Below are 24687 nucleotides of genomic sequence, written 5' to 3' on the forward strand. Positions count from 1 at the left end.
TGTTTCATAAATGTATCATTTAACCGCTTTCAAGTTTTTTATGTCTTCCACCCGTCTCGGAAGCAAGAATGTAATAAATATTGTAGTTCCTATTTCTTCACTACTCTCAATCCGCATACTTCCGCCCTGCTTATTCATAATCTCCTGACAAATATACAAACCATAACCATTCCCATAACTAGAAGGAAGTACCTTTCCTTCTGGCGATTCATTCCACTCTGCCAGCACACCTTCATCTATACCAATGCCATCATCATGAACAAAAACTTTTGCCTCACGTTCATTTATAATTACATTCATACGAATTTGCGTAGCATCGCTATATTTTATCGCATTATCAAGTACATTTAAGAAGATCTGTTTCGTCTTATCGAAATCAGCAACAACATGTACATCTGTTAACTCATTGATAACTTCAATCTCAAATTTCTGTAGGCGAGGTTTCACAATTGAAACTGCTTCTTCGGCTAATTCTTTTATATTCACAACTGTAGGTGATATTTCAAACGTACTCGTCCCGTACTTTGAAGACTTAAGTAATTCCTCTACAAGTGATAATAAACGCTCACTTTCTACAGCCACATAACGCAGGCTCTCCTGTACATCTTCCTTCGCCTTTAACTTCGGAATTAAATCCACATAGCCAATAATCGCCGTTAGCGGTGTTTTTAGCTCATGCGTAATGCGGTCTAGGAAATCTTTCTGCTTCTCTTTCTCCTCTTTCAATTGCTTAATATGCAGTTCAATTCCATCGGCCATTGCATTAAAAGACGCTGAAAGCTGCGCAATTTCCACATATTCATTTAGCTCAATCTTACTTTTATAATCACCATTTGCAAGCCGGTGCGCCATTTGTCTTAACTGATCAATCGGCTTATGAAGAGACTTCGCCAAACGAATTGCAAAGAAAATACCCGCAGCTACGAGACAAAGAGAGGTCATTAAGAACGTCCAACCGACATTTGTTAAAACTTCCTTCTCACCCGTTAACTCATTTATAAAACGAACACTTCCAATGACATCGTTTCCATAATAAACTGGGCTTGAAAACAAAAGAATTGGAGCTGGGTCTCCCTCTTCAAAAACATAAGATTTCTTCCCCTTCAAAGAGCTCTCAATATCAATATTCCGATGAAGAAGTGCTCCCTTTTGCGTATCGGCAACAACATCCCCATTCTTTCCAATCATCTGTACACGGACATCCATGCGCTTTGCTAAATACGAAGCAATTAAAAGTGAATTAGGACCGAGCGTCTCTACCTCTGCTTCCTTCTCTAAATAATTCATCGTATAAATTTGTGCTTCTACACTTAACTTTTCTAAAGAATTTGCTGCGTTATGATACATATTCTTTTCTAACGTAATATAAACAACTGCGTACAAAAGAACAAATATCGGGATTAACAGTCCAACGATTCCAAACACCATATTTCTTTTTAAAGACATCCCATCACCACTTAACAATCTAGTTTATAGCCAACGCCATAAATTGTTTTAATATATTCCCCGCTATTCCCTAGCTTCTTCCGCAGTCTTTGCACCATAATATCAACCGCTCTCGTATTTCCGATATACTCAAATCCCCATACTTTCTCCAGTAACTCATCTCTCATAAATACACGCTGCGGATTTGAAACAAATAACTGACATAAATTAAACTCTCTGTACGTTAACTGAATCTCTTGTCCACTAACATGCACTTTTCTTTCCTTAGGACAAATCGTTATCTCTCCCGCCCCGATTACTTCATGGCTTACCGTTACCTCTTTCTTCTTCACGCGCCGCGTCATATTCTTGACCCGAAGAATAAGCTCCGCATAATTAAATGGCTTCGTCACATAATCATCTGCACCAAGCTGCAAGCCAAGCAATTTATCATTCATCTGACTCTTCGCAGTTAACATGAGGACTGGAATATCCCTATCCTTCTCCCGGAACAGACGAAGTAATTCATATCCATCTGTATCTGGAAGCATAACATCCAAAATCAAAACATCCGGCCCTTCATACCATCTCTCTAAAGCTTCTCTCCCATCAACCGCCGTGAGCACTTCGTATCCTTCCATCTCTAACTGCATCCGAATCAAATTGCGAATACTCGACTCATCATCCACTACAAGTATTTTCATTATTCTCCTCCTTCCACCCTGTATTATAGTACAGTTTAGTATAGCAAAAATCTTATAAAAAAAGAGAGGGTATTGTCGAACATATGTTGAACGACAATACCCCTTTTTCACTTATTATATTTTATTTCTCATACCCATTAGGTTTCTTCTGATGCCAATTCCAAGCATGCTCAATGATTGTCTTCACATTTACATACTGAGGATCCCATCCTAACTTCTCTTTCGCTTTCTGAGAAGAAGCAACTAAACGTGCCGGATCTCCCGCACGGCGCGGTGCTACTTCAGCAGGAATTTCATGATTTGTAACTTCACGAACTGCATCAACGATTTCTTTTACACTGAAACCATTACCATTTCCTAAGTTATAGAAATCACTCTCTCCGCCGTTCTGTAGGTCCTTAAGACCTAAGAAGTGAGCCGCTACTAAATCTTCAACATGAATATAATCACGGATACAAGTACCATCTGGTGTATTATAGTCATCACCAAACATCATAATCTTCTCACGTTGCCCTAACGCCACTTGCAGCACAAGAGGAATTAAATGCGTCTCTGGACGGTGATCTTCTCCAATAATACCATTTGGAGTTGCACCAGCCACGTTAAAGTATCTGAAAATCTTATAACGTAAATTAGAAGCTTGGCTATACCAATGAAGCATCTTCTCGATCGCTAACTTCGTTTCTCCATACGTATTCGTTGGATTTGTCATCGTTTCCTCAGTAATAAGGTCTACATCTACCTCACCATACGTTGCTGCAGTTGAAGAGAAAATAAACTTATCTACCTTAAACTCATCCATTACCTCTAATAAGCAAAGTGCACCATACACATTGTTATTATAATATTGAAGAGGCTTCTCCATACTAACTCCCACTAAAGAATCAGCCGCAAAATGCATAACCGCCTCAATATTTTCTTGTGTAAAAACATCTCTTAAAAATGCTTTATCACGAAGGTCGCCATTATAAAACTTCGCACCTTCCGTAATCGCATCTTCATGACCCGTTTGTAAGTTATCTACTACTACTACAGATAAACCTTCGTCTACTAATTTTTTCACAGCGTGAGAACCGATATAACCAGCTCCGCCGCAGATTAGAATTGAATTCATTGTCTTCCTCCTACTTCAATAACTATACTCAACAAAACAAATAGCTTCTCTCTTACATTTAAAATCATTTACTTCCTTATATTTTACCATAAACTTTCATTTGAAATGGTATAATTCGAGCCTTATCAACTTGTTTCATATAATTAACTTCCTACAATCACAAGCTTCTCTCCAATTAAAAAATCCCAAACAACTTTTTACGTTGAATTCGATTAGCCTCGTACTTGGCGATTGATTGCCCACTAATTAATAAAGCCGGCGCTCCTTTTAACCCGTGCATAACGTTAGTTCCAAATTCCTTTTGAATTCTTTCATAAGCTTTATTTAAGTTAAAACCTCTTGTTGTTGTATTATGCGCGTCTGAGGCAATTACATGTGTTAAATTATGTTCAACAAGTTGCAAAGAAAATTTATTGATTTCCCTCCCAAATTTCCCAACCAAACTGCCTGCTGTTACTTGCGTCAAGGCACCCTTCTTTACAATATCGTATAGCTTTTCTGGTCTCTCTCTAAACTCAGCGTTGCGTTCAGGATGAGCAATAACGGGAGTAATCCTTTTTAATTTCAACTCATATAATAATTGTTCCGCATAATGTGGTATATGATTAGCTGGAAATTCAATCAACATATATTTATTTGTCTCATTTAAAGTCATAACCTTACCAGACTCATATTCTTCTAATAAATTACCATATAATCGTACTTCTTGCCCCGGCAATACTTTAAGTGGAATGTTTTGTCTTTGTAACTCATCATTTAATCTTTCTACTTTATATATAACTTCAGCACATTCATTAACATATTTTCCGTTTTTATGATGCGGCGTTGCAATAATAGTATGAATTCCTTCCGCGACTGCCCATCTTGCCATTTCCAAACTGTCTATTAACGTATTCGCCCCGTCATCAACATTGGGTAAAATATGACAATGCATATCAATCATTTCTTATCACCATCCCTTTACACAACAACCTCTTTCTATAAATATTAACTAGTTAATATTTATAGAAAAAGGTAGATATGTTTCTTCACATATCTACCTTCTTATTCATTAGTACGAAAGTTAAAATGACAAACTAAAATTATATAACCATATACATCAGGAAGAAATCCTTCATCTAGTTATACGTAATAAAGGCTCTTATGCTACTTCGTCACTTCAAGATGCGCTCTTAATTTATTCGTTAAATCTTGTTTTGCTGCATCTGGAACATAGTAATACCAAATGCCGTCAGCAGCCTTGTGACCATCACCTGGGATTTGGATATCCTCACTATTTTTCAAGCAATCTTTATAGTTCTTTTGCATATCAAACATTTGATCTTGCGTTAAGTTTGTCTTCACATTCTTTTGAATTGCCGCTAATACATCTCCATAACCCGTTAAAGAAGAGAAGCTTGCACCTTTTTTGATAACACCTTGCATCACTTGGCGTTGGCGCATCTGACGACCAAAATCACCACGTGGATCTTGTTTACGCATACGTGTGAATGCTAGAGCTTGGTCACCTGTTAAATGAATATTTCCTTTCGCAAAATGATGTCCATCTTGCGTAAATTCTAAATCATTATTTACATCTACACCATCGACTGCATCAACGATATCTTTAAAACCTTCCATGTTCACTTCAATATAATAATTAATAGGAACATTCAAGAAGTTTTCTACTGTCGCTACAGACATATCTACTCCGCCGAATGCATAAGCATGATTGATTTTATCACTTTTACCTTTTCCAACAATTTCTGTATACGTATCACGAGGAATGCTTACTGTTTTCATAGAGTTATTTTTAGGATTTAATGTAATCACCATTAAAGAGTCTGAACGCCCTTTATCATCACCGCGCTCATCTGCTCCTAGTAATAAAATTGACACTGGTTCACTCTTACTAACTTTTTCTCCAACTTTACTGTTGTTTTGATCACGTTTTAAAGGTTGATGAACTTCCTTTAATGTATTAGATACAGAAGAATATACATTATAGGCATAAATTCCTCCACCTATGATTAGTACCCCAAGAATACCGAGTACCCAAAATAAAATTTTCTTTTTCATACCTTTACCCTCTTTATCAAAATTTTAAAATAATATATCTATTTTTATACTCACCACTATATTACATTATTCTTGATTAAAAATAAAAGGTAAATTAAAAAGAGCAATTAGTATTTGTCATAAAAACAAGAAAAACTCCATCAATTACATGATGAAGTTTTTTATTATCTTCTATATTCATATAAGTGTAATTTTCCCATAAAACAATAAGATTTGCACTTCTTATTTCTAATTATTTTTCAGTTTGGCCATCCTCTCGCATTAAGATGGATTTCTTCTATATTTGTAAAAATTCTCTATTCCACACATATCAATCAAAAAAATGACTAAATATTCAGATAATTAACCCGAATGAACCCTTTCGCATGGCATCCTTAATCTTTCACTACTTTTCTCTGATATACCAAATATCTTTTGAAATATCTTTACAATTAACAGCCACATTGTCATCGTTCCAAACAAAATTACCCGATTTAAAAATTGCAATCATCCTTGGATTATTTTGATATAAAAACATATCGCCATCTTTAAACCTTCCATTCTCATAATCATGTAAAACCTCGCATAGCTTCACATTCATCATCTCTTTTCTCTATTTTGATAAACTCATTTTATATTTCTTTTCTTAAAAAGTTGTGTTTTTCTTATGAAATCGCCGTGAACTTTTATAATCTTTTAAAAGTTCCGTCCCCTATATATTTAACAATTTAATGTATAAATTCTTACCTTTACTTTATTCTTTCATCACACTATAAATACCTGCAAATTTATATAAATTACCTTCTTAATTATTCCGAAATATCCTCTGACTTATTTAATCAAAACTCTTATTAACATTCTAAAGTATTCCTGCTACTAAATTTCTTTACTAAACAAATCACATATTACTACTTGCAAATAAAATAGGTGGACACAAGGCTACAAACTCAGCCCAGCATCCACCTATCTGTATAAAAACATTTTATATTTACTATTCTTTTTTATCTCCAAGAGCGAACGTTATTTCTGTCTCACAAGCAATTTCACCATCTACAGTAGCAATGGCTTTTCCTTTTCCAATTGCTCCACGTACACGAGTCATTTCAACTTCTAAACGAAGCTGATCACCTGGACGGACTTGTCGTTTAAAACGGCAATTATCGATGCCTGCAAAAAATGCTAAGCGACCACGATTCTCTTCTTTCTTCAACATAGCAACAGCGCCAACTTGTGCTAAAGCCTCTACAATTAAAACACCTGGCATTACAGGATAATCTGGAAAATGTCCATTAAAAAATTCTTCATTAGCTGTAACATTCTTTATCCCAATAGCACGCTTACCTTCTTCTACTTCTAAAACTTTATCCACTAGTAGAAATGGATAGCGATGAGGAATTATTTCTTTAATTTGTTGAATATCTAGCATACACTTCTCTCCTTACAAAAGATTGGTCATACCACCAGAAGTTATACTATCATTATCCCATTTTAAATCTCATTTGTCATTATAAAAAAGATTTTCAAGATTTCTCTTATAAATAAAAAAATGTATACACTCTTTTCAATATGTATTATTACTGACACGGAGGTTGAAAAGAGTGTATACCCAAGTTAGGGAAAGGCAAATTATATCAAATATATTAAGCCTTAATGTCGTATTCAAGATTTATTATATATGACAAAAATAAGAAATTAAAACCTAATTTTCGACCTTTTTCGTATTAATTACCTAATATTACTCAGGATTTCTCTATTTTCCTTACATTCTCTTAAATGTGATATTTAGAAATATGAATTCGAATTAAAAATTATTAAAATATAAGTAAAAACTCTTTTCATAAAACTCATATATTACATTACAATAAATTTCAATATAAATATTCAAATTTATTTACCTCTATTTTTAGAAAGAAATCAAAAAATGTAAAAAAATCATACATAAACTTATTGATTCATGACACTCTACTCGGCGTTCACATGATGATTTGATTGTGATAAAGTGCTATATTAACCTAAACATTGAAACTATCGAATGGAAAACATCTAATAAATAAGCTTTGCCATTACACCACAAAACAAAAAATAATCAAAAAAGTGCTTTATTTTTAAATAGCGCATTAAAAACACCAATATATAACAGTTATTTTCTCATAAAAAAAGAGATTTACCTTTATTAAAAAAGATAAATCTCTAAAAAGAAAAAACTTTATTTTTTTACAATTGATATAGATTGAATTTCCTTATGTGTTTTATCTGAACGCGCTGCAACATAATAACTATTTGTCTCATAGAAATAGTTGTTTTCTTCATTATTACTGATGCTCTCTTTTCCTAATAATTCATGAAGTTTCGCAACAGATAACGAAATATCTTGAAGTGTAATATCTACTACCTGATTTTGTGAAATACCAAATTGGATATTTCCATCTTTAACAATTGTTTTTCCTGCTACATTCTGTAATGGGTTTAATGTATTTGGATATATTGCCTCTAATTCCTTTTCCGTCTTGCCTAGATAAGAAGGTGCCTCCTTAATTGGAGCCCCATACACACGCTTTAGTAATGAAAGTAAATCATCTAATTTTGAATCCTCTACCATATTCTGCTTAGATGTAAAAGGTACAGTATATTGTGTACTTAACCATCCAGTTTCTCCACTTGGTAATCTAATTTGGATCCAATCGGTGTTTACTGTACTTTTTTTACGATCAAATGCAATAAAAACGTCTCCAAAGTTTGCAACAGCCATGCGTTCACTACTTGTGCTTGCTTCTTTACGAATGCTAATTTCATTGCTATTTACTATGTATCTTTCCTCTTTTCCAGCTTGCTTCTCTTCAGTTATAGTCTTACTTGAAACCACTTTTTCTATATCCTTATTTCCCTTGCTAAATAGCATTAAGTCATTATAGTGAATCCCTGTTGCAATGATCCCCGCTATCGCAGCTAAGCAAACCCCAGCAATTATCTTACTTTTTCTTTTCACTTTATGGCGGCTCGATTCAAGGTTACGACGAGGCTTTGGAATTCTTGTAAACTGTTCTTGTAATAAGCCATGCTGAAATTGTGACATTTGTTCTTCACGGAGCTGTTTTCTCTCTTCTGCAGTCATTTGATTATATTGCTTTAAAAAGTCACTATAATGATCGACTACTTCCTTGACATTTCCGTATTCTCTCAACTGCCCATAATGAATCCAAATCGCTTTTGTACAGAAACTTTGCACTTGGGAAATGGAGTGACTAATAAAGAAAATCGTCTTACCACGTTCTTTAAACTCATTCATTTTATCCAAGCACTTTTGCGTAAACGTTTGATCGCCTACAGAAAGTGCTTCATCAATTACTAAAATATCAGGATCAATATGAATTGAAATTGCAAAGCCTAGTCTCGATTTCATTCCGCTTGAATAGGTTTTGACAGGCTGATATATAAACTTACCAATATCTGCAAATTCAATAACTTGAGGAATAATTCTCTTGATCTTTTCTTTACTAAGCCCCATCATCAAGCCTTTTAATTCAATATTTTCAAGACCTGTTAATTGGCCGTTTAATCCTGAAGAAATTGCAATTAACGCTGCAGTGCCATTAATATCAACCGTCCCTTTATTTGGCATTGTTACACCAGCAATTAAATTAGATAGTGTACTTTTTCCTGAGCCATTTAAACCGACAATTCCAACAATCTCGCCTTCTGGTACTTCAAATGATACATTATTTAGGGCATAATGATACTCACCATCTCCACTCCTAAAAAATAAATCTTTTAATTTGTCAGAAGGCTTGTTGTACATCTTATATTTTTTTGTTACATGTTCTAACTTCACTTTATAATTCATTGGATTATTCACCTTTTATAAGTAATCAACAAACTGCCTACGGAATCGGACATGAAGCATGGATCCAAAAACAAATAATAATATTACAATCCCCCAGAAATATAATGTATACCATGAAAAAACTACAGACATATTATTATAAATTAAAGCACCTCGGTATATTTCTAATAAATAGTATAGAGGATTAATCTTAACTATAAACAAAAATAAATCTGACATATTCTCTTTTGGTTCCCAAAAGATTGGAGTTAAAAAGAATAACATTCTTGTAACAGATTGAATTAACAATTGAATATCTCGAAGCATTGTTGATAATGTTGATGTCACAAAAGATAATCCGATTAAAAATAATACAGAAGACATCAAACTATATATCAAACCTAAAATACTTATAGTACTCCATCCTATATTTAAAAGAATAATTATAAGTACAAACACCACTAAGATTAAATGTGTATATAACTGAGAAACGATTACATATGTCGGAATAATACTCAATGGAAAATTCATTTTAGATACTGTACTTAAACGACCATGTATTGCATTTGCCCCTTTTGTTATCCCAGAACTAATGAAGAACCATGGTACTATTCCAGAAATCATCCAAATAAAGTAAGGAACGCCATTGATTGGCGCCCCCCCTCTAATTCCTAACCCAAAAACTAACCAATATACGCCAATTTGTGTAAGAGGATTCAAAAAAACCCATAAAACCCCTAACAAATTACCTGCATATTCCTGTTTTAGCTGATATATAGATAGTCTCCTGATTAGGTATAAATTATCAAATTGTTCCTGAATAACAGTCTTTAACAACCTCATACTGTCATCACTTTTTTCGATAACACCTCATATAAAGTTCCAAAATTAATAATTTCTACTTCATCAGTTGAAACAGCTTGTATACAATTACGTGTATCAAAAACAACAGCTTTTGCCATGTATGGTGCTAATATTTCATAATTCATCGTTTTAAATTCATCATGATCCGTTAATACTAGAATTAAATGTGCATCCTTAACAGCTTCTTCTGCAGAATGTAATTCAAAGAAATCAGATTCTACATGTGGATCATGTGCTGAAACTGTAATTCCTTCATTTCGGATTAAATCAATCACATCCATTGCTGGACTTTCACGCATATCATCTACGTTCCCTTTATATGTCACACCAAATGCCGCTACCTTTGGATTTTCAACACCTGCAAGCAATTCTTTTACTTTTTCAGTCACATAATGTGGCATAGAAACGTTCGTTTCACGAGAAAGTTTAATAATATTTGCTAATTCAGGTGCTTTAGCAACGATAAAGTATGGATCAACTGCTAAACAATGTCCACCTACACCCGGACCTGGGTAATGTAAGTTCACACGTGGATGCTTGTTAGCCATTTCAATTACATCTAATACATTAATGTCTAATGAATTACAAACTTTTGTTAACTCGTTTGCAAGCGCAATATTTACATCACGGAATGTATTTTCCATAAGCTTTGACATTTCTGCTGTTTTTGCATTTGTTTTAATGATTTCACCTTTTACAAATACACCATATACACGAGCTCCAGCTTCTGCACAAGCAGGAGTAACACCACCAACAATACGGTTATTATGTACTAATTCGTGTAAAATTTGCCCTGGAAGAACTCGCTCTGGACAATGAACAAGATAAATATCCTCTCCAACTTTAAATCCAGCTTCTTCCACCAAAGGTTTTACATAGTCATCCATGCTACGTGGGGCAATCGTAGACTCAACAATAATTACATTACCTTTTTTTACAAATGGTAATACTTTTTTCGTAGCTGTTAAAACATATGTTAAATCACAAGATTTATGCTCGTCATCATTATTTGGTGTTGGAACAGAAATAATAAACGCATCTGCTTCTTCTGGTGTTAAAGATGCACGGAATTTTCCATTTGCAACTACTTCTTTTACAACTTCTCCGAGACCTGGTTCTTCAATATGAATTTCACCCTTATTTAGTTTGTCCACTACTTTTGGGTGAATATCTACACCTACTACCTCTGTACCATATTGTGCAAACATTGCTGATGTCGGTAATCCAATATAACCTAGTCCCATCGTACAAATTTTCATATTAATATCCTCCTGTTTTTTATTACTTAGAAATAATTCCTTCTAAATTTTTCAGAAAATCTATATAGTATTTATCTTCATAATGAAAAGCAGATAAGCCCCATGTATGTCCTTCCCATGCATAATGCTTTTCATCTGACAAATCAATAATTTTCATGTCAGGTAAAACTTGCTGTATATAATTATATAAATGACTTAATAATCCATTAAGAGCCTTGTTTCTTTCTAATATATCCGAATTAAATCTCCTAACAACCCCTTCCTTATCTAAGTACTCATCCTTACAATATGCTCTGTGAAGAATAATTTTGGATTGGTCATATGCTTTTATAATTTCTTTCGCAAATGCGTCACAAGCTTGTTCCCATTGTTCTAGTACCATTCGCTTTTGTACTACTTCAAAACCCGCTAATTTACTTTCTAATTTGCTATTAATAAACTCAAATGAACGTGTAATATAACTTTCGCCTATTTTCACCACATCAAATCTCTCATCTATGAAATCCAATATTAAATACTCAGAGGGTTTAGCTGATATTTTTTCAAAAAAATTCTTCATCATATCATCTTTTACTAATCTTTTTTGAAAATCACTCGATAAATTACTTAAATCTACATCTTGAACTTCATATGGTTTAGTCATAATACTCAATAATGATGTCCGTGCTTGATAATAAGGAAGTTCCACTCTCTTTTCTTTATCAAAAGTAAAGGCATCTCTTGTTACACAACTCCCCAAAATGGCGACAGAGGGCGTTGTTTTTTCTTCACGCTTATACATTAGTTGATCTTTTGAATTAATAATTCTCTCTATATTTTTCAACATATATTTCGGAAAGTATTGTGCCACTTCTCCATGTTTTTCATAGTCTGCAACTTCTAAATTATAGGGTATTTCCTCTTTTTCTAGCTTTTCCACAAATGGTAAAACATGATTAGAATAGTGATGATCTCCCTTACCTACCTGAATATTAATTTCAGGAAAAGTATTCTTTTGTTCTATCGGCTGATATAAGAGACCATTTAAGAACTCTACACTTTCCTTACTACAATCACCTGCAATAAATTCAATAATCCCCCTTGTAAAGCTGGATAGATTAAATAGATAATCTCCCATTAAAGTTTGTGGTCCACCACTAATAGCAGCTCCAAAGCTATATTTAATAGCATAATATAAAGCGGCATAGCCTCCCTTACTAGATCCACATGTAATTATATTTCCCATCGGTACCATGTTTTCATTAGCAATATAGGTGATTAAAGATATAACTGCAGCTTCCAAAGCATAGTCACGATTTTTCCCAATATAATAACTAACTTTCCCATCATAATCATCTAAGATAAATAATTTATTACATTGACATTCATCTAGTGTTTTCACATAATTATAAACTGGTGGCATTCCCTCTATTTCTCTACCATGGAATCCTGAAAATACAATAATAAGATGATTACAAGGTTTATCAGCCTTTTGAAATACATATTTAATGGGTCTAGTTGATTGAAACGTTTTTTCTCCTGGAAATGCCATACTATCTCTCCTTCAATTGTTTTAGGGTGGAAATTCGTAAAACCTAATATTACTACAATTATATTGTGACATAAGTTTTAAAGTCTGTAGTATATGCCAATACATTTCCCTGCTTTAACATATCCTCATCAGTAATTTGCCATGTATGAGTCGCTTTATTTTTGCGGCGTATTACACAAAAGTTATAACTATCGTTCGAATAAATTTTATAACCATTCTTTAGCGCTTTTTCAATGAATTTTGTGTCTTCTCCGGTATTCCGATCATCAAAACCGTTTAATTTTTTAAATACCTCTTTTTTAAATACTAAAGTTGCTCCCGCTACAAAATTTGAGTACCTTTCTTCACCAGCACCAATTTTCCTCTTTATTAATGCATTATTTTCCTCAAAGTGTACAAGGTACGTACTTTTTCCAACTATTGAAGCATCCGTATACTCAAATGACATGACCATATCCTTCAAATAATTAGGGGCATAATAATCGTCATCATCCATTTTTGCAATAATTTCACCTGTAGCTTTTCCAACAGCAAAGTTAAGACAGGCACCTAAAGAATTCTTTTCATCCACTTTAAATATCCTAGTATTCCTTAAGTTTTCAAATTTCTTTTCCCATTGTTTAATATTCATATTATTATTATTTAAAATAATAATATGTTCAATGTTTTCGTAAGTTTGATTGGATAAATTCTCATAAATATTATCCATAAATTGAGGTCTATTTGTAATAGCTACTACACTTACAAGCTTTTCTTTTTTCTTTTGATATTGTATTCCGATAATATCAAACATTTCTTCTAATCTATGACTATAAGTATGGTTTTCCATAATAAAACGCTGAGCTAACTTTGCCTCACGCTCCAATTTTAATGGGTTTTGCAACAATACCTTCAACATATTCCTTGTTTTTTCTGGCGCATCTGATATATATAAGTAATCTCCAACCTGCTCTCTAACCCCTACAGAATCCCCAGAAATCACCATTGTTTTACTCGCCAAAACTTCATATACACGGCGCGAAAACATATACTTACTATTTTGAATTGAGTTCACATTTAAGAAAATATCATAATTTTTATACGCTTCCACCATGTTATCATAACTTAAATTTCCAATAATAGAGTCTTGATATAGATCAGGCCATGTTCTATCTGTAGCTGTTTTCATCTCTACCCCATAAAACCTGTCATAAATATCCAAATCAAATTCAACTGCAGGTGCTACTACATTCTCTACATCCTTTATACGATCTGGGTGCTTATTCCCGTACCAAGAACCAGAGAAAGCAACTGTTCCTAATTTCCCCCTATTTTTATTAATTGGGTTGTGTATCCTAGGTTGTGCTGCAAAAGACAAAGGATATACACGATCATGTTTAGCGCAATTCTTAAAATTGTCTATATTATGCTCATCTGTAACGAAAATATAATCAAAATAGCTTCCGGCCTCTTTAAATACTTCAAAATTATCTTTTCCTTCTTTATCCCAAAATACGGTAGGAATTCCTTTTGCTTTACAAAAATCAACTAATTCTCTTAGTTGAGGGTGCCTATTATTTTTATGAAGATTTGCAACCTTATAATTCCATGCACCCTTGTTACCTGCCCAAGCTGATTCTACTAATAACATTTCGGGGCTCTCTTTTTCTATAACTTCTTTCCAGTTCTCTTGCGTAATAGGTAAAAGATTAGCTTCATATTTAAAACATTCATAACTAAACTCATCTAATATAACAGCAATCTTTGTATCTTTTGAAATTTGCAGTTGATTACGATGTTTTTCTATATTCCCTACATATTCCCTAAAATTATCAAGCTTATTTACGTCATTTTCTTTTTGTATAAAGGATAACTTTTGGACCGAGGTACATTCTCGAATCTCTATCCCTTTGAAATCTATTTTCCCTTTACCAATAAACTTTATTCCAATTCTTACCGATTCCGTATCTGGCAACAAATTAAATTTCATCTCATTCCCTAAAGGAATAATTTCACTGCGGGGATTTCCAACCTTAGGATACATAATGAAATATAGATGAGCATCTGATGTCTCAGTTTTTTCACCTTGAAATATCACATGGTACATCTTTTCTAAATCTAAATCAAATAATCTATCCTTAGGTCTCTTAGTAAAATTTATGTTCCTCTCTAGATAAGAGATATAAATAAACTTTGTAGGATCTTGCTTTAAAATTATCTCTTTCCCTTCTACATGAATAATTTCTTTATAATCCCTACTAATAAACCAATCTTGATTCTGTATACCCGAAATTAGTATTTTGGAATCATAATTTTTTATATTACTTAAAATTGGATGATTCAATAGTAGCTCTTTTGTTTGTTGAACTTCCTGCAATCTATTTCTTAATTGTTTTATTTTTAACATTATTTCTGTCCACCTTTTAATCTATTCATTAATTTCCAGTATCCTAATGTTAATTTTCCTAATCTCGATTTACTTAGACTATTATATTTCCTCTCTAAGGCATTAAATCTTTTTTCAACTTTTTCATATTTGCTTTCAATATCAGCATGCATCTGTCTCAATTCAAGAAATTGATTTAATTCCTCTTCCCGACATTTAATCTGACTAATTAATTCTTGTTTTAATTGGATATTCACCTGTATCAAATTTTCATTTTCCTTATATATCAACTTATTATTTTTATTAAACTCGTTAATAAGCTGATTTTTTGACATAATTATTTTTTCGAGTTGCTTAGCCTTATTAAAAAGTGTATCCATATTATGTTCTTCAACCGGCTTATTGCCTATTACTTGCGTCTCTTTTGTTATTCGTTTTTTCATCTCATTCTCTACTAGTTTTGGTTTGCCCGTATCCTCTTTTAACTTCCCTACCTTAGATTTTTCAGTATCCCTTGTTGCTTTCAATTCATTCCCTATTAGTTTTGGTTTCTCCTTATCCTCTTTTAACTTCCCTACCTTAGATTTTTCAGTATCCCTTGTTGCTTTCGATTCATTCCCTATTAGTTTTGGTTTCTCCTTATCCTCTTTTAACTTCCCTACCTTAAATTTTTCAGTATCCCTTGTTGCTTTCGATTCATAACGCCCTTTCTTTCCTTTAGAAGGACGTCTTCTGTTCTTATTTAACTGCTTTATCTCATTAAACTGTTCAGTGTCGACAAATTTTTGATTCACTTGAAATCCTCCCATATTATTTCTTGGCCCACTATTACTTTTCTAATCAAAAAGTAATGTGCTCTATAAGTGAAAGTTAAATTATCTTCATTTGAAGATTTTTTGATAAATATCAATAAACGATTTTTTCTCTTCTTCCCAATTGTACTTCTCTCTCGCTTTAAAACTGTTCCTTTGCATTTCCTCTTTTTTTTCAGGATGATCTAGCAAATAATTTACTCCTTGAGCAATTGATGCTGGGTTATGAGAATCAACACAAACTCCAATATTTTCTTTCTCAACTACACCCTGAATTTCAGGAAAACTACAAGCAACTACAGGTACACCACTCATCATATATTCAAATAATTTATTAGAAGAAGCCGAATAATGATTAAAACAAACATTATTTAATAATTGAAACCCTAAATAAGCATTTTTCGTATAGTGAATTAGATCCTGTACTGGTACTTTTGGTATGAATTTCACTCGATCTTCTAATTTCATATCTTTCACCATTTGTTGTAATTCAGGCTTAATACGGCCATCACCAATGAACACCACAACCCCCCGTTTAAACAAAGGAACTGCTTGTACCAATTTATCAAGACCACGTCCAATTTGAATTCCACCTTGATATAAAAGGATTGGTTCATCTTGTGAAACATTTAACATTCCATGTAATTCAATTGATTTACTCAGTTCTGGACGCGAAACAAACGGATAATTATGAATGACTTTTGGATAAAACCCATATAATTCTTCTGTATACTTTGCTCTTGTATGATTTTCCATAATCATTACATCACAAAATTTAATGAAAAATTTCTCCATAATCCCATAAATATTACTGTTATATCCCGTTCTGCTCGTCTGTACTTCATGAGAATCATAAATCAACTTTTTCCTTCTCAATATTTTTGCACATATAAATCCTTGTGGTAATGTATTTAAATCGTTCGAATGATATATATCATAATTCTTTTTTAATCCCGCTCGAACCATTCTAAACAAAATTGCTCCCCTCACAAATAAAGTAGCAACCTTTCTCTGCGAAAATAATAAAGCTAGTAATAGTAAACTAACTGTTATAATAGGGAACTTCCAAATTCCTAATACCAATAATAGACCAAGCACAGTCATTGTAGCGATATTTTTCATCGCTACCCTTTTGACGCGTTTAGCCAATCCAAATATTTTCTGTAATATCGGTACTCTATTCTTCACACGAGTTACTGTAAAACCCTCTTGACCCTTTTCCCATAAAGGAAGATCTTCTTGTTTCCAATCGTGAATACAAATTAAATCAACCTCATAACCAGATTCTGCTAAGGCTGTACATTCTCTTAATACACGTGCATCATTTGTGAAGTGATTCCATACAAACATGCACACTTTCTTCTGTGACATCTCTTTCCTCCAATATTTTCAATAGAGTTTCAATATTTGTTTTCCAGCGTAATGTTCGAAATGCATATTGATATCCATTCTCTCCTAGTCTATTTCGTAACTGCTTATCCTGTGCTAACTTGATAATGTAAGCGCCTAGTTCAGCAGCTGTTCTATCTTCAGTAACAAAACCACACTGAGCTTCTTCAATAACCTCTTTTGCATAACCTGCAACATCTGCAACAATCGGTTTTCTCATACTCATATAATCCATTACTTTCCCTGGGAGAACCTTTTTAAATACATCTTTTTCTACTAAACTCACATATGCTATATCTGCATTAAAAATTTCAGCAAGGGTATCTTCACGGTTTTTTGGGTCAATCAATTGTATATTGGGAAGTTGCTTTGCTTCAATACTCTCTCCAAGCTCTCTCTTTTGATAACCATATCCAATAATCTTAAATGCAATATTCTTATACTCTTTCAAATGCTCTGCAATCAAAATTAATTTTTCTATATCTTGCGCTAATCCTATATTCCCTGTATAAATCACAGTTAATTGATCACTAGTGTTCTTCTTTGGAACAGTAGATAATTCTTTTTCCGTTAAAGAATTAGGCATAAATGAAATACGATTAGGAGCAATACCTATAGAGGAAATATAAGAATAAAAACCTTTACTATTAATAATAATGTTATCGGCAGCATGATATATTTTATACTCTAATTTATAAGCAAATTTTAATATCCAATTTTTATTAAAAAAACCTATTCCTATTAGGGACTCCGGCCATAAATCCCTTACATCAACAATTAATTTCGCCTTCATTTTTCGTTTTGCAAACATCCCTGCTACAGGAATAAAGATGGATGGTGTGGAAACAAATATATAATCATATTTCTCTTTATCTTTATATATGGCCAAAATTAACCTAAAGGCAACCTCTATGTACAACATCAACCTTCGAAAAAGGTTTCTTGTATATTTTCGCGTTTTCGGATGGATACGTACTATATCCTTTTCTATATTTTCATCATACCAATAACTCGAATCTTTGTATAAATTACGATTTGGATAACTAGGATCAGAAGTTAATATCTTTACATCATAACCTCGCTCATTTAATTCCAAGTATATATTTTTCATCCTATTAGAGGCGCTACCAATTTCCGGATAAAAATTTTGTGTTATCATTAAAATTTTTTTCATACTAAATTAATCTCCGCTCACTTATGATGTTAGTATTACTTAAACAATCATCGTTATTTAAATCTTAAAATCAAATATTCTCAAAAAAAAAAAACTAAATGTAAGATTTACACATATCTAAGAATACTATGAAACTTTCAGGAATTAAATACCTTTTCAAAAATCCATAAATTCACATTTAATAATGATATTATAATTCACTGTGAAAATTGTATATAATAATTATATAAAACAATAAAAAGTACCCATGCAAAACAAAATACACTCTCATGTTTTGCATAGGTACTTTTTAATTTTATTTTAAAGCACGACGTGGTAATTTATCGATATTCTCTAACATAATACCTGTACCAACCGCAACGCAGTGCATTGGGTTTTCAGCAATTAATACTGGTACTTTTAGCTCTTCTGCTAGAAGCATGTCGATACCGTGTAGTAAAGCTCCACCGCCTGTTAGAATCACACCGCGGTCGATGATGTCCGCTGATAATTCTGGTGGTGTGCGCTCTAGTACGCCTTTTGCAGCTTGTACAATAACAGCTGCATTTTCTTTTAATGCTTCTGTAATTTCCTCTGAGCATACTGTAATTGTACGTGGTAAACCTGTTACCATGTCACGTCCGCGAATTTCAAGTTCTTCGCTACGTGCACCTGGGAATACTGTACCAACTTTAATTTTAATATCTTCTGAAGTACGTTCTCCAATTAATAGCTTATACTTACGTTTAATGTAGTTTAAGATCTCCATATCAAACTTATCGCCAGCCATTTTGATAGAGGAAGAGGTAACAATATCACCCATAGATAGTACAGCGATATCTGTTGTACCTCCACCAATATCAACAACCATGTTACCGCTTGGTTGGAAGATTTCCATACCAGCACCAACTGCGGCTACTTTTGGTTCTTCTTCTAAAAATACTGTTTTACCACCTGAACGTTCAGCAGCCTCACGAATTGCTTTTTGCTCTACTGATGTGATATTTGTTGGACAACAAATTAAAATGCGAGGTTTTGAAAAGAAGCTCTTTACGTCCAGTTTGTTAATGAAATACTTTAACATTGCTTCTGTAATTTCGAAATCTGCGATTACACCATCTTTTAGTGGACGAATTGCTACAATATTACCAGGCGTACGTCCCACCATACTTCTTGCTTCTTCACCTACTGCCAATACTTTACCTGTGTTACGATCAATAGCAACAACAGATGGCTCATTTAATACAATACCCTTACCTTTAACATGGATTAATACGTTAGCCGTACCTAGGTCAATTCCGATATCTCGCGCAAACATTCCCGTTTTTTCCTCCTCGATATTCAAAATCAGGTTACACCCGAATTCTTTTACACCTAATTTCTGATTTTATCATAAATTTAACAGAAACGTAATATTCGCAAAAAGAATTCTTCTGAAAAATATTACCGAATTGAAACGGAATGTTTGCGATCGCATATTTATTGACGTACCGGCTTTTCTACATCTTCTTTTCTATACTTTTGCTTTGTTGCTTCTCCGCCTCTTAAATGACGAATAGACTTATGATAATCAAGAATTTCTTTCACTTCATTTGCGAGCTCTGGATTAATTTCTGGTAGACGTTCTGTTAAATCTTTATGGACTGTACTCTTCGATACCCCAAATTCCTTTGCAATGACACGCACTGTCTTTCTTGTCTCCACGATATACTTACCAATCTTGATAGTTCTCTCTTTGATGTAATCGTGCACACCACTCGCCTCCCTAAATTGGATGTGAGAAGTGTGAAATGAGCCTCGCTGCATACGACTTAGAAGTAAGTGTGAGTGCTGTTTGTAAGCGTTAAACATTCTTGGATTTATAATGAAATGATTCACGATTTCTCACCTCAAACACTCTCTTTGCTTTGGTTTATACCATTGTATTGCCCGCACTACTGATATATGCTACATGTTCACTATTTTTGCGGACTAAGTTAAGAAAAATTACGTTTTTTTGTGAGAAATACGTTAACAGTGACTATTTTGGCGAAAAAAAATGACACCTTATATATAAGGCGTCATTCTTCCCGTTCAAACTCTTCTTCTAACAATTGATGGTGGGGAACCTCTTTCTTACTGGCAATGTAATAATATAAAGTAAATAAAACAAACAATAAAATAATAGCAGTCGACAGAACAAACAAAAATGACACAGTATCCCCTCCCTTTTGTAATATATATTCGAGAATCTCGTCATTTTTCCTTGTTATTGCAACTTTTTTCTCGAAATTGAGTATTTTTATATAAAAATAAAAAAATCAGCTCCCCTAGTGGGAACTGATTTTTTCACTTTTTTATTCTTGTGAAGAAGAATCGTTAGATGATTCTGTAGAACCATTTGTTGATTTTTCTTCTTTCTTCGGTTCTTCTTTTTTGTCACTAGTCGAACCGCTAGTTGATTTCTCTTCTTTTTGAGACTTGTCGTCTGTTTTATTTTCTGGTTTCGTGCTCGTTGACTTTTCTTCTTTTTGAGATTTGTCATCAGCTTTTTTACCAGAAGCGTTCGTTGCCTTTGCAGCACCTGCATCAGCTTTAATTTCTGCTACTGACTTATTTAAATAGCGCTCAGGATTCACAGCCACATTGTCTTTACGTACTTCAAAGTGAACGTGAGAACCTGCTTCTTTATTCATTGCACTTAGACCGGATTTTCCTAATACTTCACCTTGTACAACTCGTGCACCTTTTTCTACTTTCACACTGCCTAAGCTTTGATAAGAAGCTGCTACACCATTTCCGCTATCAACTGTTACAACATAACCAAGAAGTGAATCTTTTTCAGCTTTCGTTACTGTACCACTTAAAGCAGCTGTAACATTGAATTCTTTTCCATTCTTCGCAGCAATGTCAATTCCTTTGTTCGGGGAATATGTGTTGTTATAAAAGACAAGTGCTTTTTCTTGTTCCGCCTCAGTTGCTGCATCTTCATAGAACTTCTTCTGTACGACTACTTCTGCATTAGCAGGAGCTGGCATTTTCACTACTTCTGAAGATTTCGTTACTGGTACTGCTGGATCTTCCGTTTGTGTATACGGTGTTGCTTGATCTTGGTTCGGAGTCTTCTTCGTATTAGCTCCTTGGAACCATAGCGCAACCATTAAAATTACCGCTGCACAAGCAATGTATAGTGCCGGAAACACCCATCTTTTTTGAAATAAATGTACTACCTTTTGCGACTTTTTATTATTTCTTCCTCGCATTCCATCATCACCTCAGCAATCATTTTGAACAATATTCACGCATCCTATACAACGTATAACTAATTACTTTTCGACAAAATCTGTAAAAATATGTATGGGAATTGTAAAATTTCCGAGGAAATGATAGAAAATAGAAAAAACTGAGCGTTTCAGCTCAGTTTTTAGTCCATTTGTTTCTTTCTATACACGAAGAGTGTAATAACAAGTACCGCAACTAACCAAATTATTATGTTCAATAAATTACTAGTAATTGCACTAAACCCCTCCCCCTTTATAACACTGCTAACTGCTAAACCGATATGACGAGTTGGTAAATAATTGATTATTTTTGTAACGACTTCATTCTTCACAAACATTCCAATTAAATCACCGAAAAGAAATATCATTAATATTGGCAATCCAATTGTTGATGTTTGTGGTACATTTTGAGCTAATAATCCAATACAAGTACCAATAAGGTTAAATATTAACATTCCGAGAACAAAGATAAGTAATAATAATGCAAAATTACCTTCTAATTTACCTAAAATAAGTAGATTAATAAAACAGATTGCAACTGTAATCAGACCTGTTAATGAACTTTTACCAATTAATACTTCAATTGATGATGCTGGTGATAGCATAAGAACACGAAGAGTATTTTTTTCCTTTTCTTCAGCAATGAGCATTGCCTGTACAAAACCTCCGACCATAACTAACGTCATCGCAGTTAATGAATTCGCTCCAATTTCTCTCATATTATCGGAGCGACTAAATAATACCGAAAAGACAAGTGGCATTAACAACATAATTAAAGTTTGTGAATTCGTTTTAAAATCTTGTAACTCTTTTCGAAAAATAGCTGAAAATCGTCTCATTGAAAATGTCATTATAATCCCCTCCCAGTAACTTCAATAAAGATATCACCTAACGTTGGCTCATAAGAATGAATGGATAATAGTTCTCCTTTTTTCATCCACTCTGAAATGCGTTTTGCACCTAATTCATCTTTTTGTACCGTTTCTTTCTTCTTATCCTTTAACACGACTTGTATTTGATCTTTCGCGTATTGTAAGCGAAGGTTCTCCGGTGTATCAAGCGCTACAATTTCTCCGCCACACAGAAAGGCAATGCGGTTACAAAGCGTTTCTGCTTCGTCCATGTTGTGCGTCGTTAAGAAAATCGTCGTTCCTTCTTTATTTAAGTCTTTTAAGATTTTGTGAATGTTTTGTACGTTTACTGGATCAAGTGCAGATGTTGGTTCGTCTAAGAAGAGGATATCTGGTTTATGAAGGATTGCTCTAGCTAATGTAACGCGCTGCTTCATTCCCTTTGATAGTTTCTTTACTAATGTTTTTTTATCATCTAATAAGTTCACTTGCGCTAGTACTTCATCAATTCGTTCTTTTTTGCAATCGTATAAGTCACAAAATAATAGTAGGTTATCATAAATGCTAAGTCTCTCATATAAACCGCTGTTGTCTGTTAAAATACCAATTCGTTTATAATCGATGCTGCTTGGCCCTGTAATATCTTTCCCTAATACTTTTACCGTTCCAACGCTATGAAGTAATTGAGAAGTTAATATTTTTACTGTTGTCGTTTTCCCAGATCCACTCGGTCCGAGGAATCCAAAAATTTCTCCTTGCTTTACCTCAATATTTACATTTCGAAGTGCCGTTTTTTCGTTGAAACTTTTCATTACATCTTTCATTTCAATTGCCAATGTCATCTCGTCATCCCCTTTGTTTTTTTCTTTTATAGATGAAAGTCGCTTTAGCGCTTTTCGTTTGTTCGTTTGTTTGTTTGTTTCGCTTTTGTTGACTCAATCATATGAAAATCAAAGGGTTTACGCAGTAAAATACCGGTAAAAGGAGTATTTTTACCGGTGAATGAATCATATTTTGAGCTTATTGGAGCGAATTTTATAGGCCAATTACACCTTTTAACTCATCCATTCGTCCTTTCGAAAGCGGAATTGAACTTTTTCTTTCGTCATCCAAAATTAAACTAAAGCTATTACGAGTCCAAGTAATCACTTCTCGTACCCTTTGTAAATTCACAAGGTACGAGCGATGACATCTAAAGAAACCAAAACCTGTTAATCTTACTTCTAGTTCACTTAATGTTAATGCGCATACGAAATCCCCTTCACGAACATGAACATGTGTCACTCCGCTTTGCGTTTCAATGAAATGGATCTCCATTGGATCAAGTAAAATGATTTTATCATTCACTTTCGCTGGTATTCTTTCTAACTTCATTTGCGGAATCATTTGAATGACTTTTTCTTCATCGACTTCTTCCGCTTCCTCTTGTTCAATTTCTACTTTTTTCACACCATCATTGTTTAATATGTATACATCTTCTGTTAACGAAAGGGCATCCGATAGGAAAGATGACGTAATAAAAATTGCCTTGCCTTGCTCTTTCATTTTCATAATCGCTTTTCGAATAATAATCGTGCTCTCTATATCTACATTTTGCTCCGGCTCTTCCAAAATAATTAAATCTGGATTATGAATCATCACTCGCCCGATATGAAGCCGACGTTTCTCTGAAAATGATAATTTTTCTATTTTAACATTTAACTTATCTAAGAGACCGACATATTGTACAACTTCTTCCGTACTCATATTCGATTCATACAGCCCTATTAAAAACTTAAAGTATTCCTTCACCTTCAAACGATCATATGCTTCATCTTTCAAAAAACAAAAGCCGATGCGAGAATAGTTTTTCTTTCCAATCGACGCTCCCTCAAATAGTACATTGCCAGTTGAAGCTTCTTCCTCACCAATAATAATGCGGTGCAACACTTTAGCTGTATGGTTATTACATTGCAAAACAACACATTGCCCCTTCCCGACCTTCAGTTCAACTGCCGGTAACTGGTTCGTCTTCCCTAATTGTTTCAACTCCAGTAACGCCATTCTGTCTCCCCCAAATACTTTTTATCTTATTATACCAAATAATTAATGGAAAATTTAGAC

At 33.6% G+C, this 24687-nt stretch carries 22 protein-coding genes; all 22 read right to left on the bottom strand.

What is annotated here, in order from left to right; translation table 11 throughout:
* Positions 1-15 precede the first annotated feature (15 nt).
* The 22 genes from AC2CGR_RS21125 to AC2CGR_RS21230 all read right to left on the bottom strand — a co-directional run bounded on the left by AC2CGR_RS21125 (position 16) and on the right by AC2CGR_RS21230 (position 24627).
* Entirely contained in the window at positions 16-1446 is a 1431-nt protein-coding gene (locus AC2CGR_RS21125) for a HAMP domain-containing sensor histidine kinase (protein ID WP_087968690.1), read from the bottom strand.
* A gap of 11 nt (positions 1447-1457) precedes the next feature.
* Entirely contained in the window at positions 1458-2129 is a 672-nt protein-coding gene (locus AC2CGR_RS21130) for a response regulator transcription factor (RefSeq protein ID WP_484481116.1), read from the bottom strand.
* A 121-nt stretch (positions 2130-2250) separates the two neighbouring features.
* Complete coding sequence (gene galE / locus AC2CGR_RS21135) at positions 2251-3243, bottom strand: UDP-glucose 4-epimerase GalE (RefSeq protein ID WP_001084647.1); 993 nt, start codon at positions 3241-3243, stop codon at positions 2251-2253.
* A gap of 175 nt (positions 3244-3418) precedes the next feature.
* Positions 3419-4186 (bottom strand): tyrosine-protein phosphatase, encoded by a 768-nt coding sequence (locus AC2CGR_RS21140; protein WP_484481117.1) that lies wholly within the window; start codon positions 4184-4186, stop codon positions 3419-3421.
* 203 nt (positions 4187-4389) lie between these two features.
* Positions 4390-5301 carry a polyisoprenyl-teichoic acid--peptidoglycan teichoic acid transferase TagU gene (gene tagU, locus AC2CGR_RS21145; protein ID WP_074569587.1) on the bottom strand — a complete coding sequence of 304 codons (912 nt, stop codon included), beginning with the start codon at positions 5299-5301 and terminating at the stop codon, positions 4390-4392.
* Positions 5302-5686: 385 nt separating this feature from the next.
* The gene (locus tag AC2CGR_RS21150; protein WP_484481118.1) at positions 5687-5884 is read right to left on the bottom strand and encodes a hypothetical protein; all 198 of its coding nucleotides are present in this window, start codon (positions 5882-5884) and stop codon (positions 5687-5689) included.
* 387 nt (positions 5885-6271) lie between these two features.
* Positions 6272-6706, bottom strand: coding sequence for a 3-hydroxyacyl-ACP dehydratase FabZ (fabZ, locus tag AC2CGR_RS21155; protein WP_000884318.1), 435 nt, complete (start codon positions 6704-6706; stop codon positions 6272-6274).
* A gap of 780 nt (positions 6707-7486) precedes the next feature.
* Entirely contained in the window at positions 7487-9121 is a 1635-nt protein-coding gene (tagH, locus tag AC2CGR_RS21160; protein ID WP_484481119.1) for a teichoic acids export ABC transporter ATP-binding subunit TagH, read from the bottom strand.
* 15 nt (positions 9122-9136) lie between these two features.
* On the bottom strand, positions 9137-9943 hold the full coding sequence (locus AC2CGR_RS21165) for an ABC transporter permease (protein ID WP_484481120.1): 807 nt from the start codon (positions 9941-9943) through the stop codon (positions 9137-9139).
* On the bottom strand, positions 9940-11223 hold the full coding sequence (locus AC2CGR_RS21170) for a nucleotide sugar dehydrogenase (protein ID WP_484481121.1): 1284 nt from the start codon (positions 11221-11223) through the stop codon (positions 9940-9942). Before AC2CGR_RS21170 ends, AC2CGR_RS21165 begins: the two co-directional genes overlap by 4 nt.
* Before the next feature lie 22 nt (positions 11224-11245).
* Entirely contained in the window at positions 11246-12754 is a 1509-nt protein-coding gene (locus AC2CGR_RS21175; RefSeq protein WP_484481122.1) for a DUF6270 domain-containing protein, read from the bottom strand.
* A 58-nt stretch (positions 12755-12812) separates the two neighbouring features.
* Positions 12813-15140, bottom strand: coding sequence for a glycosyltransferase (locus AC2CGR_RS21180; RefSeq protein ID WP_484481123.1), 2328 nt, complete (start codon positions 15138-15140; stop codon positions 12813-12815).
* Positions 15140-15913 (bottom strand): hypothetical protein, encoded by a 774-nt coding sequence (locus tag AC2CGR_RS21185; protein ID WP_484481124.1) that lies wholly within the window; start codon positions 15911-15913, stop codon positions 15140-15142. The genes AC2CGR_RS21180 and AC2CGR_RS21185 overlap by 1 nt, the downstream gene beginning before the upstream one ends.
* An 87-nt stretch (positions 15914-16000) precedes the next feature.
* On the bottom strand, positions 16001-17302 hold the full coding sequence (locus AC2CGR_RS21190) for a glycosyltransferase (protein ID WP_484481125.1): 1302 nt from the start codon (positions 17300-17302) through the stop codon (positions 16001-16003).
* Entirely contained in the window at positions 17253-18494 is a 1242-nt protein-coding gene (locus AC2CGR_RS21195; protein ID WP_484481126.1) for a glycosyltransferase family 4 protein, read from the bottom strand. The genes AC2CGR_RS21190 and AC2CGR_RS21195 overlap by 50 nt, the downstream gene beginning before the upstream one ends.
* Positions 18495-18789: 295 nt before the next feature.
* The gene (gene mreB / locus AC2CGR_RS21200; protein ID WP_000457985.1) at positions 18790-19791 is read right to left on the bottom strand and encodes a rod shape-determining protein; all 1002 of its coding nucleotides are present in this window, start codon (positions 19789-19791) and stop codon (positions 18790-18792) included.
* 161 nt (positions 19792-19952) lie between these two features.
* On the bottom strand, positions 19953-20225 hold the full coding sequence (spoIIID, locus tag AC2CGR_RS21205; protein WP_000544012.1) for a sporulation transcriptional regulator SpoIIID: 273 nt from the start codon (positions 20223-20225) through the stop codon (positions 19953-19955).
* 308 nt (positions 20226-20533) lie between these two features.
* A complete protein-coding gene (locus AC2CGR_RS21210) occupies positions 20534-20668 on the bottom strand; it encodes a hypothetical protein (protein ID WP_000008905.1) in 135 nt (44 codons plus the stop codon).
* A gap of 141 nt (positions 20669-20809) precedes the next feature.
* A complete protein-coding gene (spoIIQ, locus tag AC2CGR_RS21215; protein WP_087964163.1) occupies positions 20810-21715 on the bottom strand; it encodes a stage II sporulation protein SpoIIQ in 906 nt (301 codons plus the stop codon).
* Between the two features lie 161 nt (positions 21716-21876).
* A complete protein-coding gene (locus AC2CGR_RS21220; RefSeq protein ID WP_131101178.1) occupies positions 21877-22584 on the bottom strand; it encodes an ABC transporter permease in 708 nt (235 codons plus the stop codon).
* Positions 22584-23426, bottom strand: a complete 843-nt coding sequence (locus AC2CGR_RS21225) for an ABC transporter ATP-binding protein (RefSeq protein WP_000170839.1) — start codon at positions 23424-23426, stop codon at positions 22584-22586. The genes AC2CGR_RS21220 and AC2CGR_RS21225 overlap by 1 nt, the downstream gene beginning before the upstream one ends.
* Before the next feature lie 193 nt (positions 23427-23619).
* Positions 23620-24627, bottom strand: a complete 1008-nt coding sequence (locus AC2CGR_RS21230) for a LytTR family transcriptional regulator DNA-binding domain-containing protein (RefSeq protein ID WP_087964161.1) — start codon at positions 24625-24627, stop codon at positions 23620-23622.
* Between the last annotated feature and the right edge of the window lie 60 nt (positions 24628-24687).

This window comes from Bacillus sp. LSHTCR4, assembly GCF_057197025.1.

What these genes read in the sequence shown, in the direction of transcription:
- AC2CGR_RS21125 (WP_087968690.1), bottom strand. Translation starts at nt 1,446, where the DNA reads ATGTCTTTAAAAAGAAATATGGTGTTTGGAATCGTTGGACTGTTAATC.
- AC2CGR_RS21130 (WP_484481116.1), bottom strand. Translation starts at nt 2,129, where the DNA reads ATGAAAATACTTGTAGTGGATGATGAGTCGAGTATTCGCAATTTGATT.
- galE (WP_001084647.1), bottom strand. Translation starts at nt 3,243, where the DNA reads ATGAATTCAATTCTAATCTGCGGCGGAGCTGGTTATATCGGTTCTCAC.
- AC2CGR_RS21140 (WP_484481117.1), bottom strand. Translation starts at nt 4,186, where the DNA reads ATGATTGATATGCATTGTCATATTTTACCCAATGTTGATGACGGGGCG.
- tagU (WP_074569587.1), bottom strand. Translation starts at nt 5,301, where the DNA reads ATGAAAAAGAAAATTTTATTTTGGGTACTCGGTATTCTTGGGGTACTA.
- AC2CGR_RS21150 (WP_484481118.1), bottom strand. Translation starts at nt 5,884, where the DNA reads ATGATGAATGTGAAGCTATGCGAGGTTTTACATGATTATGAGAATGGA.
- fabZ (WP_000884318.1), bottom strand. Translation starts at nt 6,706, where the DNA reads ATGCTAGATATTCAACAAATTAAAGAAATAATTCCTCATCGCTATCCA.
- tagH (WP_484481119.1), bottom strand. Translation starts at nt 9,121, where the DNA reads ATGAATTATAAAGTGAAGTTAGAACATGTAACAAAAAAATATAAGATG.
- AC2CGR_RS21165 (WP_484481120.1), bottom strand. Translation starts at nt 9,943, where the DNA reads ATGAGGTTGTTAAAGACTGTTATTCAGGAACAATTTGATAATTTATAC.
- AC2CGR_RS21170 (WP_484481121.1), bottom strand. Translation starts at nt 11,223, where the DNA reads ATGAAAATTTGTACGATGGGACTAGGTTATATTGGATTACCGACATCA.
- AC2CGR_RS21175 (WP_484481122.1), bottom strand. Translation starts at nt 12,754, where the DNA reads ATGGCATTTCCAGGAGAAAAAACGTTTCAATCAACTAGACCCATTAAA.
- AC2CGR_RS21180 (WP_484481123.1), bottom strand. Translation starts at nt 15,140, where the DNA reads ATGTTAAAAATAAAACAATTAAGAAATAGATTGCAGGAAGTTCAACAA.
- AC2CGR_RS21190 (WP_484481125.1), bottom strand. Translation starts at nt 17,302, where the DNA reads ATGTCACAGAAGAAAGTGTGCATGTTTGTATGGAATCACTTCACAAAT.
- AC2CGR_RS21195 (WP_484481126.1), bottom strand. Translation starts at nt 18,494, where the DNA reads ATGAAAAAAATTTTAATGATAACACAAAATTTTTATCCGGAAATTGGT.
- mreB (WP_000457985.1), bottom strand. Translation starts at nt 19,791, where the DNA reads ATGTTTGCGCGAGATATCGGAATTGACCTAGGTACGGCTAACGTATTA.
- spoIIQ (WP_087964163.1), bottom strand. Translation starts at nt 21,715, where the DNA reads ATGCGAGGAAGAAATAATAAAAAGTCGCAAAAGGTAGTACATTTATTT.
- AC2CGR_RS21220 (WP_131101178.1), bottom strand. Translation starts at nt 22,584, where the DNA reads ATGACATTTTCAATGAGACGATTTTCAGCTATTTTTCGAAAAGAGTTA.
- AC2CGR_RS21225 (WP_000170839.1), bottom strand. Translation starts at nt 23,426, where the DNA reads ATGACATTGGCAATTGAAATGAAAGATGTAATGAAAAGTTTCAACGAA.
- AC2CGR_RS21230 (WP_087964161.1), bottom strand. Translation starts at nt 24,627, where the DNA reads ATGGCGTTACTGGAGTTGAAACAATTAGGGAAGACGAACCAGTTACCG.